Source organism: Gracilimonas halophila (genome assembly GCF_042684365.1).
GTDB lineage: Bacteria > Bacteroidota > Rhodothermia > Balneolales > Balneolaceae > Gracilimonas > Gracilimonas halophila.
In genome coordinates, this window is sequence record NZ_JBHULI010000003.1 from 1 (window position 1) to 12,396 (window position 12,396).

12 protein-coding genes are annotated in these 12,396 nt (G+C 41.9%); 5 read left to right on the top strand and 7 right to left on the bottom strand.

Going from position 1 to position 12,396, the window contains the following annotated elements; all coding sequences use genetic code 11:
- Positions 1 to 241 precede the first annotated feature (241 nt).
- On the bottom strand, positions 242 to 1,198 hold the full coding sequence (locus ACFSVN_RS02715) for a PD-(D/E)XK nuclease family protein (protein ID WP_390298248.1): 957 nt from the start codon (positions 1,196 to 1,198) through the stop codon (positions 242 to 244).
- Between the two features lie 232 nt (positions 1,199 to 1,430).
- On the opposite strand from ACFSVN_RS02715, the gene ACFSVN_RS02720 reads away from it, so the two are divergent.
- The gene (locus tag ACFSVN_RS02720; protein ID WP_390298251.1) at positions 1,431 to 2,393 is read left to right on the top strand and encodes an integron integrase; all 963 of its coding nucleotides are present in this window, start codon (positions 1,431 to 1,433) and stop codon (positions 2,391 to 2,393) included.
- A gap of 205 nt (positions 2,394 to 2,598) precedes the next feature.
- Entirely contained in the window at positions 2,599 to 2,931 is a 333-nt protein-coding gene (locus tag ACFSVN_RS02725) for a GIY-YIG nuclease family protein (protein ID WP_390298253.1), read from the top strand.
- A 170-nt stretch (positions 2,932 to 3,101) separates the two neighbouring features.
- Here ACFSVN_RS02725 and ACFSVN_RS02730 read toward each other — a convergent pair whose 3' ends face one another.
- The 4 genes from ACFSVN_RS02730 to ACFSVN_RS02745 all read right to left on the bottom strand — a co-directional run bounded on the left by ACFSVN_RS02730 (position 3,102) and on the right by ACFSVN_RS02745 (position 6,179).
- Positions 3,102 to 3,389 carry a hypothetical protein gene (locus ACFSVN_RS02730; RefSeq protein ID WP_390298256.1) on the bottom strand — a complete coding sequence of 96 codons (288 nt, stop codon included), beginning with the start codon at positions 3,387 to 3,389 and terminating at the stop codon, positions 3,102 to 3,104.
- Positions 3,389 to 3,826, bottom strand: coding sequence for a tRNA (adenosine(37)-N6)-threonylcarbamoyltransferase complex ATPase subunit type 1 TsaE (gene tsaE, locus ACFSVN_RS02735; RefSeq protein ID WP_390298259.1), 438 nt, complete (start codon positions 3,824 to 3,826; stop codon positions 3,389 to 3,391). The genes ACFSVN_RS02730 and tsaE overlap by 1 nt, the downstream gene beginning before the upstream one ends.
- Before the next feature lie 169 nt (positions 3,827 to 3,995).
- A complete protein-coding gene (gene porX / locus ACFSVN_RS02740) occupies positions 3,996 to 5,537 on the bottom strand; it encodes a T9SS response regulator signal transducer PorX (RefSeq protein WP_390298263.1) in 1,542 nt (513 codons plus the stop codon).
- Positions 5,538 to 5,636: 99 nt separating this feature from the next.
- A complete protein-coding gene (locus ACFSVN_RS02745; protein ID WP_390298266.1) occupies positions 5,637 to 6,179 on the bottom strand; it encodes a ComEA family DNA-binding protein in 543 nt (180 codons plus the stop codon).
- A 362-nt stretch (positions 6,180 to 6,541) separates the two neighbouring features.
- Between ACFSVN_RS02745 and ACFSVN_RS02750 the strand changes: the two genes are divergently transcribed.
- Together ACFSVN_RS02750 and ACFSVN_RS02755 are read left to right on the top strand one after the other, a co-directional pair.
- Positions 6,542 to 7,150 (top strand): transposase, encoded by a 609-nt coding sequence (locus tag ACFSVN_RS02750; protein WP_390298269.1) that lies wholly within the window; start codon positions 6,542 to 6,544, stop codon positions 7,148 to 7,150.
- A 247-nt stretch (positions 7,151 to 7,397) separates the two neighbouring features.
- On the top strand, positions 7,398 to 8,186 hold the full coding sequence (locus tag ACFSVN_RS02755) for an alpha/beta fold hydrolase (protein WP_390298272.1): 789 nt from the start codon (positions 7,398 to 7,400) through the stop codon (positions 8,184 to 8,186).
- 50 nt (positions 8,187 to 8,236) lie between these two features.
- On the opposite strand, the gene ACFSVN_RS02760 is transcribed toward ACFSVN_RS02755, so the two are convergent.
- Both ACFSVN_RS02760 and trhO read right to left on the bottom strand, forming a co-directional pair.
- Positions 8,237 to 9,154 carry a pseudouridine synthase family protein gene (locus tag ACFSVN_RS02760; protein WP_390298275.1) on the bottom strand — a complete coding sequence of 306 codons (918 nt, stop codon included), beginning with the start codon at positions 9,152 to 9,154 and terminating at the stop codon, positions 8,237 to 8,239.
- Positions 9,155 to 9,464: 310 nt separating this feature from the next.
- Positions 9,465 to 10,421 (bottom strand): oxygen-dependent tRNA uridine(34) hydroxylase TrhO, encoded by a 957-nt coding sequence (trhO, locus tag ACFSVN_RS02765; protein WP_390298278.1) that lies wholly within the window; start codon positions 10,419 to 10,421, stop codon positions 9,465 to 9,467.
- Between the two features lie 78 nt (positions 10,422 to 10,499).
- On the opposite strand from trhO, the gene ACFSVN_RS02770 reads away from it, so the two are divergent.
- Positions 10,500 to 12,311, top strand: coding sequence for a T9SS type A sorting domain-containing protein (locus tag ACFSVN_RS02770; RefSeq protein WP_390298281.1), 1,812 nt, complete (start codon positions 10,500 to 10,502; stop codon positions 12,309 to 12,311).
- Positions 12,312 to 12,396 lie beyond the last annotated feature (85 nt).

Here is a 12,396-nt window from a genome sequence, read left to right on the forward strand (position 1 = left end):
ATAAATTTCTTTGCGAGCTTGCGTAGCTGTTAGTGTTTTCATGGGTTGGTAACTTAAGTTCATTTATAAAACTAACGTACGTCATTCCGTACATATTGTCAAGTTATAAGAAAAGGTAGCATAACGGCCTGGCGCTTAAGGTGCAGGCGCCAGAGCTTTGAAATTGACTGCTAAAGAAATTGTAACTATAAAACGAGAAACTGGCAAACAACGGCGAGGCCTGTCACCCTTGAAGCGCTGGTTATGCCCATTTTTCAAAGAGATGGTGAAACAACTCTTTATTTTCTAAAAACCACTCATAAATACTTTTAACTTCTTGAATACATTTTTTTGCTTTCTCTGATTGAGATTCTACAGATCTATTTAAATCCAAAACGGGAACTTTCTTTCGGATCACAGCCGATTTCCCTGCTTGTTGAATATAGATTCGGTCGGTAATTATTTCACTCATAGATTCTCTAATAATTCCAGTTTTATTAGCAGCTTTGGAAATTTGCAGATCTACATTTCCATAAGTGAATTTATGAATTAAACTTAATCTGGAAAGCAAATTTGGTGGGTAAAAATACACAAACGAAGAGCCTGATGGCTTTTTGTTTGGTCGAGGCATATTTAGTACTGGAGCCACGTCATTAACTAGGTGCCAATAATTTATCCAAAATTGACTCGCCTTTTCATCTTCTATTAGTTGATAACCGTGTTTAGCTTTATGAATAGCTCTCTTTAAAAGAGCAATTTTAAATTTACTTCTGTGTGAATTTACAGCGCCTTCTTTAAACCAGTTTCTTAAGTCTTCATAAAAAACACAGGCATCGATTTCTAAGGATTCAAAATCGTTGGAATATTCTTTAGGAGCTACTAAAATTATTTTATAGTCATCACATTTATCCTGTCTAAGATAAGTTTCACCACGCTTTTTATATCGCTGCAGTTGATTAGTTTGAAATTGCGCTGCTACCTTATTTTCGATTAATAGCACCAATCTTTGATCAGCGTCATTAGTCAGATAAACTTCTAAATCTGATTCTCCATAGCTATCGGTATGAGAGCGGTAAACTTTTTTAACTGTGAAATTGGAATCCTTGAAGGCTTCAAATTTCCTGAGAAATAAGGAAGCAAAAGTAGAGGAAGAAGCAAATTCTTCAGCAAGCAAAAAGTCAATCTCCTTTTCTCTTACGTCTGCGATCTTGAATTCCATAGCAAGTTTTTAAAAATGGGTATAACATATTAATATGCGACAAGGGGTATCTTATAAGACGTCGTATAATCTTCTAAAACATCCCTCACAATAACTCCTGAAACACCTTTTGGTTTATATGCGAAGGAAATGTCGCATAACCTCGTCGGATAAAATTCAATTATTTTTGTAAGGAATTGCTTTCTCATCGCTCTAACAATATAGCAACATTATTATTTTTAGCAATTGTGTTATGGGCAGATCAAAGTTACTAGAAGAAGTTAGACAAGAAATCCGAAGAAGAAACTACAGCTACCGAACCGAACAGGCATACACCAATTGGATCATAAGGTATATTCGGTTTCATGGAACGGTTCACCCCAAAAATTTAGGAGATGCGGAGGTTGAGCAATACCTCAATCATTTGGCCAATGACAGAAATGTAGCGGCAAGTACACAAAATCAGGCGTTGTCAGCATTGGTGTTTCTGTATAAACAGGTTCTGAATAGAGAAACCCTGGATCTGGATAATTTGAAACGAGCTAAAAAGCCTAAAAGGTTGCCGGTTGTACTATCCCATAAAGAGGCAATGGTAATTTTGGAGCAGTTAAATGGGCGCACGCTCTTGATCTGTGAACTACTCTATGGAAGTGGGATCAGAATATCTGAATGCCTCCGCCTTCGTGTGCAAGACGTTGACTTCGAAAATGGACAGCTATGGGTTCGTTCCGGGAAGGGCAACAGAGACCGGGTAAGTTTGTTGCCACAGAAATGTATGCCAAAACTTCGCCGGCAAATACAGAAAGTGAAAAGCATCCATCAAAAAGACTTGACCCAAGGATTCGGGAGAGCAATACTACCGAAAGCACTGGCTCGTAAATATCCCAAAGAACAAATGAGTTTGGGATGGCAATATCTTTTTCCTTCTTCAACTATTTCTAAAGATCCTCGGACGAATCTGGAGCACCGCTATCATATCTCAAGCCGTCAGGTTCAAAGAAAACTTAAAAAAGCGGCATTCAAAACAAATATCGAGAAAAAAGTAACCTGTCATACCTTCCGGCATTCCTTCGCAACTCAATTACTTCAAAACGGCTACGACATCCGCACCGTCCAGGAACTCCTCGGCCACAAAAACCTGAAGACAACCATGATCTACACCCACGTCATCAACAAAGGCGGCAACTACATCAAATCCCCGGTTGATGTTATTTAAAAGAAGTAACCAGCTTTCAATGGGAACAAAAAAAAGGGCGTCATCCTGAGCGAAAGCGAAGGATCTTGCCTTAGCGAAGCATAGGATGTTGTATGCAAGATCAACAGTTGCGGTGGATAAGTTGTTGCCGGGGTTAAGTTGGCAGCCCAAACTATGCAAGGTTCTTCGGGGGTACCCTCAGAATGACTTTTATTTATATTTAGTTATGGAAGCTTATACATATATAGTAACCAATCCTAAAAAAACCACACTCTATACCGGGGTAACCAATGATCTGAGAAGGAGGATTGTAGAGCATTATCTGGACCGAGGTGCCTCCAAATCCTTTGCAGGGAAATATTATTGTTATCTTCTCATTTGGTATGAAGTTTTTCCAATCATGAACGAAGCTATTCAAGCTGAGAAAAGGATAAAGGGGAAGAACAGAAAGTGGAAAGAAAAACTGATCAGAAAACGTAATCCGTATTGGAATTCATTGAATAAAAATGTTCTTGGGGAGTGGCCGCCGAACAAAACATTGCCTCCCGAGTCATCCTGAGGGTACCCCCGAAGGACCTCGCATTTAGCGGAGCATGGGTGTTGTTTGCAACATCAACAGTTGCAGTGGATAAGTTGTTGCCGGGGTTTAGTTGGCAGCCTCATCTATGTAAGGTTCTTTGGGAGCACCCTCAGAATGACTTTGTAATTAAACATTGATGACTGCAGCAACTACCGCCCCTTCAAAACCCCAGACAAATTCAGCTTATGAATGGGAATAAGATAAGAAGAAAGCATTTCGTCTTTATGAATACCCAACTCCCCCGTTCCTCTGAAATCAACCATGCACACTTTTTCTGCCGTTTGCACCACTTCACCGATACCATAATATTCAGGACTCGGGCCATAATAAACCAGGTCACCGGTACGAAGTGTATTTTTAGCCCGCCGGTGGTAGGGAAGTATCACCGGGAGGAGGTCAAGCCGATAAGATAGTTTGCGATTTCTTGAGAGTGCCATCACTCATGCTGCTTTTGATGAATATGGATGCTTCGTTTCGAATCCGATACATGTGAGATATGAACCCGGATCGCTTCTTCAGGAATCAGGGAATCAATGATCTCAGGCCATTCAACGAGGCAAACGCCTTCTCCATAAAAATATTCTTCCGCACCAATTTCAAGGGCTTCCTGTTCACTCTTGAGTCGGTAACAATCAAAGTGATATACAGGAAGTTTACCGGAATATTCATGGATCAATGTATAGGTTGGTGAACTTACGGATTCAGGGGCTATTCCAAAAAAGGAAGCCACTCCTTTTACAAAATGCGTTTTTCCTGCACCCAGATCTCCTTCCAGGCACACCACGTCTCCGAGTCTGAGTTGCTTTCCTAACTCGAATCCGGCCTCAATGGTTTCCTCAACGGAAGAGCTTTCAAAAGGTGATGACAGATCCATCAGAGAATTATGGGGTTAATTTCGTAAAGCCCAAAGATAACATGGAATTCAAACATCTTTAGCGAAAATTTGAGTTTTCTGGTGTTAAAGTGCGACGGTGTTAATGTGTTACCAAGGTTGGAAATGGTAACACATTAACACCATATCACGGTCGCACCATCACACAAAGCTACTTCGGCTTCAGAGTGGCAATGGGTAAGATCATCTCCTCCATCGAAGCTCCGCCGTGCTGAAAAGTATCACGGTAGCGGTTTTGATAGCGGTGATAGTTGGTAGGGTATACAAAGTAATAATCTTCCCGTGCGATCATATAATTATTGATGTTACCAACCGCAGGTAACCGGAATTGCTTGGGATCATCCATGAAGATGACCGAATCAGACTCATTGGCTTTTAAATTTCTTCCATATTTGTAGCGGAGATTGGTGGCCGTGTCTTTATCTCCGTATACCTTGGTATCCCGTAATGCGCGTACCGACCCGTGATCGGTGGTGATGATAAGCGTGACATTTTCCTTGGCCAGGCCTTTGAACATCTGCAAAAGAGAAGAATGCTGAAACCAGGCTTCCGTTACCGAGCGGAAAGCGGAGACATCGGGAGCCAGCTCCTTGATTACGTCAGAATCGGAGCGGGAATGAACAAGGGTATCCACGAAATTAAATACAAAAGTAGCCAGTTTTGACTGCGCATAGCTCTGTATCTTTTCAGCTACCCTGCGGCCGCTGGTTGCGTTAAGCATCTTTTCATATTTAAAATTGATGTCGATGCCGTGGCGTTCAAGCTGTCGTTTCAGTAACTCTTCTTCGTGGCGGTTCAGGGATGACTCGTCCTGACCCTGTTGCCATAAGTCCGGATACATCCGGTCAATATCAGCAGGATATAATCCTGCAAAAATGGAATTTCGGGAGTAAGGAGTAGCGGTCGGTAAAATGGAATAATAGAAATCAGTATCAATGGAAAAGTAGTTGGAAAGAAATGGCTCAAAGATCAGCCACTGATCATACCGCATGCAATCGATGATGAAGAACATCACGTGCTCATCTTTATCGAGACGGGGATTTACATACTTCTCAAATATTTCTGGAGAGAGTGTTGGCCGGCTATCGCTTTTGCCCATCCAGTCGCGATATTCCTGATCTAAAAATTTCCCAAATTCTTTATTGGCCTGCTGAAACTGATCCGATAGCACTTGTTGCAACCCTTCATCTCCGTCCCCAAGGTCAATTTCCCATTGGGTCAGTTCTTTGTACACATCGATCCATTCTTTCCAGTGCGAGCCGGGATGAATTCTTGAAGACAACTCATTGAATTGTCGCAAGTAGATCTGAGCAGATTTTTCGGTTTGAATGCGGCTACGCTCCAACAGACGTTTAGTGGTCAATAAAATCTGGTTAGGGTTTACCGGTTTGATGAGGTAGTCGGAGATCTTCCCGCCAATGGCATCTTCCATGATCGACTCCTCTTCACTCTTTGTGATCATGACCACAGGCAGCGAAGGTTGCAGGGATTTGATCTTTTCAAGGGTTTCGATACCACCCATGCCGGGCATTTGTTCATCCAGGTATACGATGTCAAAGGCTTCGGAGGCGATCAAACTTACAGCGTCATCACCATTTGTGACAGGAGTAATTTCAAATCCTTTTTTCTCTAAAAATATGATGTGTGATTGCAGATGATCGATCTCATCGTCTGCCCAAAGTATTTTTGGCATGGAATTCCTGTACTTAAAATTTACTGCTGTACCTTAAAATACGAAAGACACTACAAATCTTACTTTTTTGATACAGTGTTTATAATGATGAATAATTGATTAATCCTCGAGGGTGATAAAAGGCCGTATATTTTCCAGGCGTTTTTCCCCGATTCCCTTAACGTTAATGAGTTCGTCGATGGAATCAAAGTCGCCATTAGCCTCTCTGTAATCGATAATATTCTGAGCATAACTTGGCCCGATGCCATCCAACTTTTGTAGTTCAGCGCTGCTTGCCGTATTGATATTTATCAAAACCTCGATGGTTGATGCGTCGGGTTCAGGAGCCATTTCTGAAGCTGTGGTGTTGGCCTGAGCTTCAGAAGATTGCTCATCATCTTGAGCAACTGTAGCCTGTGGAAGATATTTTGCAGCTTGTTCTTTTTCTTCTTGCTGAATGGCCGCGCTTCGTCTTTCAAATTCAGCAACAATCTGTTCATACTCTGCCTGATCATATTGAAATGAGCGTTCCAAAAATATGGACATGGAAAATAAGACAACCAATATGCCCAATAGAAGGCTAAAGGCAATACGTTCTTTGCGGGAGATCTGAAGTTTCTCCAGCCAGAAAAAAGCCTTCCGTTTTAGATTGTTGAAATTCATATGCTTAATATGATCGTGACAGGGCAAAAACTCAATGGTAATTTAAAAAAAAAGCAAAAAACCCATCGTCCGACCACTGAAATAAGCAACCCCGGCCATACCCAAGCCCCGAAGTGGTCTGACGAATGAAAGGCAAGGCTCCCGATCCTGCGAAAACCAAAAAAAGCCTTGATCATTCATCAGACGAGCTGTAGTCGTCGGATGAAGTTCATCCGCAATCTCACCCACTCCAACGTCCGACCACTGAAATAAGCAACCCCGGCCATACTCAAGCCCCGAAGTGGTCTGACGATTTTTAAGTCAATGCACTAAAAATTCAATCGAATATTTTCAGCTTTGATTTACGTTTATTATAGTTAAAGATGCAATTTTATCCCGGGCATACATATCATCTTTATAATCAGGGGAATAATAGACAGCAGCTGTTTTTTGAATCAGAAAATTATCTCTATTTCCTTAAAAAGGTTAGAAAGGGATTGCTTCCATACTGTAACATTATAGCCTGGTGCTTAATGCCTAATCATTTTCATTTTTTGATACAGGTGCATGAAGATTACACTCATCAAAATGCTATAAATAATAAAGAGAAAATTGTAAATCCATTAAACCGGAAAATAGGTTCTATTCAAAGTTCATATACAAAGGCAATTAATAACAGGTACAATAGGACTGGCTCGCTATTCAGACAAAGAACAAAAGCCAAAATTTTAAGCGATAAGAGTAAAAGTAGAGTAGACACTGCTGTAAATTGTTTTTTCTATATACATCAAAATCCGCTGAAGGCCGGTTTGGTAGAGAGCCTTGAGGGTTGGGAGTTTTCTTCATTTAAAGACTATGCTGGTATAAGAAACGGAGATCTATGCAACATAGATTTGGGAAAAGACCTGTTCAACCTCCCAAATAATGCAAGAGATTTCTACGAACTTTCCTATCGAACAATACCAGATCAGGTCATAAAGAAATTCTACTGATCGACCTAAAAAGACACTCCTTACTTCGTCCGACCACTGAAACAAGCAACCCCAGCCAAACCTAAACCCCGAAGTGGTCTGACGAATGAAAGGCAAGGCTCCCGATCCTGGGAAAACCAAAACAAGCCTTGATCATTCATCAGACGAGCTTTAGTCGTCGGATGAAACATCTCTTCACTCCCTAAAAAATCACGATAATAATTTGTTTGGTAATACAGGATGTGGGATTTTTGGCCAAACGAATATTATGTCAGACTTCCACACTTTTACATATCAGGATCAGCAGATCTTTTACGAGAAAACCGGCGAAGGACCCCCCCTGGTGATCCTTCATGGCTGGGGGAGCAGCAAGCGCGTTATGATGCCTGTGGCTCAGAACCTTTCTCACCTCCGAACAAACTATGTGCTGGACTTACCCGGCTTCGGTGATTCTCCCGAACCTTCCCGCTCCTGGAGCATTGACGACTATGCCGATGCCGTTCAGGCTTTCATCGGATCTTTGGATGAAGACAAGGTTGATGTACTCGTGCATTCTTTCGGGGGGCGGATCATTCTAAAACTCTGCGCCCGCGATTTCGGGAAAACACATATTGATAAAGTGCTGATCACAGGCGGAGCAGGAATGAAGCCCAAGCGCTCCATGAAATTCTACATCAAGAAATATACCGCCAAGACCCTGAAAGCTCCGTTTATGATCCTTCCCGGGTCCATGCGTGATAAAGCATTGGGGTGGCTTCGATCCACTTCACTTTGGAAAAGCCTTGGCTCATCCGATTACTCCAAACTATCCGGCGTGATGAGAGAAACCTTCGTGAAATCAGTGTCTGAGTATCTGGAATCAAGTTTACCAAATATTCCCCATGAAGTACTTCTGCTGTGGGGGCGAAATGATAACGCCACCCCGGTGTACCAGGGGAAGCGAATCGAGAAAGGAATTGAGAATGCAGCATTGGTGATCATTGAAGATGCCGGCCACTACGCTTTCCTGGATAAACCCAAGCAATTTGCTAAGATAGCGGAAGCTTTTTTTAAGTAGATGTTAGATAGATATAAGATGTTAGACATAAGATTAAAGATGTAAGATTTTTATACAGTCTTTAATCTTATGTCTAACATCTTATATCTATCAAGATCTAGTTCCCACTTCACCCCAAGCTCTTCAATTTCCAAGCCGGCATTAAGTAAACTTATCCCAACTTTCTGAGCTCTTTTACTGCTTTTATCGCCCTCAATTCCATAGATCGGGTCGTCGATAATAGGGTATCTCCATTGTTCAAGATGCAAACGAATTTGGTGGGTGCGGCCGGTTTTAGGGGAGCATTTTACAATGGATGAATGTTCTCCCTGTTCTACCACTTCAAAATGGGTGATGGCCTCTTTTGCGTATTTCAGCCCCAATTCACTTTCAAATACGAATCCGTTTTTACGGCGAATGGGAGTATCAATGGTGATCGATTCTTCTTCAGGGTTTCCGGAGACTACTGCATAATAGGTCTTGTTTACCCTTGACTTGCTGAAGCAGATCATCGCCTTTTGGGCGAATTCCTTGTTACGTGCTAAGAGTACGAGACCGGAAGTCACGGCATCCAGCCGATGTACGATGCGGAGGTCTTGGTATCCCTGTTCTTCCAGGATCTTGGTCAGAGAATTTTTGTTATATCGACCACCCGGATGCATAGGCATGGGGGCAGGCTTGTAAACGATCAGGTATTCTTCGGTCTCTTTCAGAATCCTGACTTCATCAGGGACGGACGGTTCTTTTACTTTGGGGTTATGATGAAATATCTCATCGTGCAGTTGGAGGATGTGGTCAGCCGAGGCTTCTTCTCCATTTACTCCAACATGTCCGTTTTGGATCTTGGTTTCCCAAACTTTCACCCCGTGAAAAGGAAAACGGGTGTGCATGAGATGGAGTAAACTATTACCGGCAAACTCTGACTTGACCCTAAACCGATAGGTGATGGAGTAAGGGGAGACAATTCGAACAGGGCGATGAGAGATCATTACGGATTTGGTTCTTTGATTTTAGCTGCCATCCCCTTGTTTGTCATTTCGAACGTAGTGTAGTGAGTGAAAACGAACGAAACGGAAACGAAGCTGAGAATTCTAAAGAGATCATAAAGAGCATTGTCGCTGTATTCAATCCCCCGCAGATTTCTCCGCTCCAGTCATTCGCCTTTCAGGCTCATTCCTTACGGTCGAAATAACAACTTAGGGTTGAGTTTTCAATATTAGCTCTGGCACACTTCATTTCATAGTCAATGAATTACTAGGCATCCACAAGGATGACAACTTATCGGAGCTTTTTTATCCCTTACTCAGCAGCGGAACTCATTTCTCGTTCCTTGAAATCCTCTCCAAAATAATTATACCACTTGCGGAATGGTTTAAAGGCATTCTTAGGATCAAACGGGCGCTTGTATTCACTTTGGCGACACTCTTCGCTGCAGCAGCCTTCCATTTGGTGGGCACCTTCCTCGGAGCACACAAACAGCTTGTTGCATTCCATATTTGCGCAGTTGATATACGTGTCTGCCGGTTTACCTGTGATCTCGCATCGGGCGATCGGTTCCAGATCTTTAGGATTTACCGGAACCACCAAACGGTCATCAAATACAAAACACTTTCCTTTGAAATGTTTTCCGCCTTCCTCTTTGGCATAGCGCAAAATTCCGCCATGCAGCTGATTTACATCTTCCCAGCCGCTTTCTTTCATCAGTACAGAAAATTTCTCGCAGCGAATTCCGCCGGTACAGTACATCAGCACTTTTTTGTCTTTGGGGATCTCAGCTTCTTCCATCCATTTCGGGAAGTCATAGAAATTCTCAACATCAGGTTGAATGGCTCCTTCAAAGTGTCCGATCTTCGATTCATAGTTATTGCGAACATCGATCATCACATAGTCTTCTTCTTCCATCACTCGCCGCCATTCCTGAGGCTCCAGATAATTCCCTCCGTTTTCAGGATTAACGTCATCCACGTGCAAGGCTACAATTTCATCCCGGGTTTTTACCGTCAGTCTTGGAAACGGGATGTAATCAGATTCGTCCTGCTTGAACTCGGTGTCTTCAAATCCGGGCAGTGACCACAGGTAGTTCTTGTATTCTTCGATCTGTTGATCAGTCCCGGCCGCTGTGCCGTTGATTCCCTCATCAGAGATATAGATTCTTCCCTTCAGGCCTATCTCCTTGCAGAATTTTTTGTGAGCTTTGCAAAATCGATCCGGCTCATTGATGGGCTGGAAATTGTAGTAAAGTATAACTTGAAACATTTTTCTCTTAAATTGTAAGAACTGATAAACTCTTGCGTTCAATATTATCGAATCCCAAAGTTAAGGAAAATCCAAACAATGCATAAGGTCCGGAATCAAATTAAAAAAGCGGCATTTACTTTAGTCGCGATGCTGACTTTTGGCCCTGTTTTGGTGTTTGGGCAAGTTCAAACTGAAAGGCCGAAGCTACTCGATATTCAGCAGTCGTATCAGCGGGGTGAAATTGATGTGGATCGGGCGGTTCTGGAACAATTTCGGATGATGTATGAACCGACAAATCTTAAGGATGGACAAAAGCTGATAGAAAAGTGTGCGACACCGGCTCATATGTTTTTGCACCGTCACCGGAATGAACTCTCTGAGCAAACCCGGAGTAAGGTGGAGGAATACCGGAAAAGTAGAATAAAGTCCTCAGCTATGCTTGCAGAGGAAAGCTATATTTCACCCTCCGGCAAGTTCGAGGTCATTTATTATACAAGCGGTGGCGATTCGGTGTCTCTGGAAGACAACGACAACAATGGTACCCCCGATTATGTAGAACGGGTGGCTGAAGCTGCGGACTCTTCTTATCGGCACATGGTAAATACGTTGGGATATCCTGATCCAATTTATGGTAACACGAATCCTTACCCTGTATATATAGAAAGTATGGGTGGTATTTATGGATTCGCAGACTATGGGTTTGAGAGAAATTTAGCTGCTGATACTTTTATTGCAATTAATAACAATTTCGATGGATTCCCCGATAATACTCATCCCGCCGGCATTACAGTAGGAGCCATTTACGTTACAATGGCCCATGAGTTCAAACACGCTATTCAGTACATTCAAAATAACTGGTCGGGTGAGTCCGACCTTTGGTTAGAAATGGACGCCACCCTAATGGAGGAGGTAGTGTATGATAACGTAAACGATTACTACAACTATATCTATAATTTTTCGTCAGACTTGTTTTCAAGCCCTTCAACTTCACTGATCCCTGGTTCGTATGAAGACATCACGTGGGCACTCTTTTTCGAAGAATATATTGGGCCGGATTTTTGGGTAGAGGTTTGGGAGCGGATAGAAGCACAACCCTCTATACAATTTTTGGAAGCAGTTGATGATGAGTTGAGTTCACGAGGATATGACTTTGACGAAGAAGTGGTCAGATCTTATATGTGGCATTTTGTGTCAGGATCGCGATCAGGAAATGATGGTTATGGCTTTGAGGAAAAAGAATTTTATCCAGAAGCAAATACTGAGGCATCATTTTTCAGTGTACCAAACGAGGAGGTGTTAATCAGAAATATTAAGCCGATGGCTTCTCGCTTTTTAGAGGTTAGTCCTTCTGAAAATGATTATGGACCAATCGAAGTTGCGGTGGATTTTGACAGTTCACAGGTTGGGTTGGGATTCTTGATCTATTTGAAATCCGGAGAAACTGTTGAATTGTTGGCAACCGGAAGAGATAAACAACAGGTGTTTTTACCCAGTACGTCATATTGGGAAGATATTGAGAGATTAGGTGTGGTGGTTTCTAATTTTAGCACTGATGTAGATACTAAGAGTCTTTTGTTACAGTTTGGAAAGTCAGGAAGGCTTGTCGATTTACGTGATCCTGAATACGCAGATCTACCTGAGTCAGTAAGTGCGTTTCAAAATTACCCAAATCCTTTCAATCCTATTACTAATATTAGTTTTGAGTTATCAAAAACCTCCAAAATTACTCTTGAAGTTTATGATATAATGGGTAGAAAAATACAAACTTTAGCAAATGAAACACTAAAATTAAGAAGCAGACCATATGTATATGAATTCAATGCAAAAGGACTGAGTTCTGGTGTATATATTTACCGGTTAAGAATTGATAATGAGGTTTATACAAAAAAAATGACGCTGGTTAAATAGTTGGACCGTGTTAATGTATATAAGTGTGAATGTGTTTACGTATCACTAATTATCTGGCAATAAATAAACACGTTAACACTTTAAA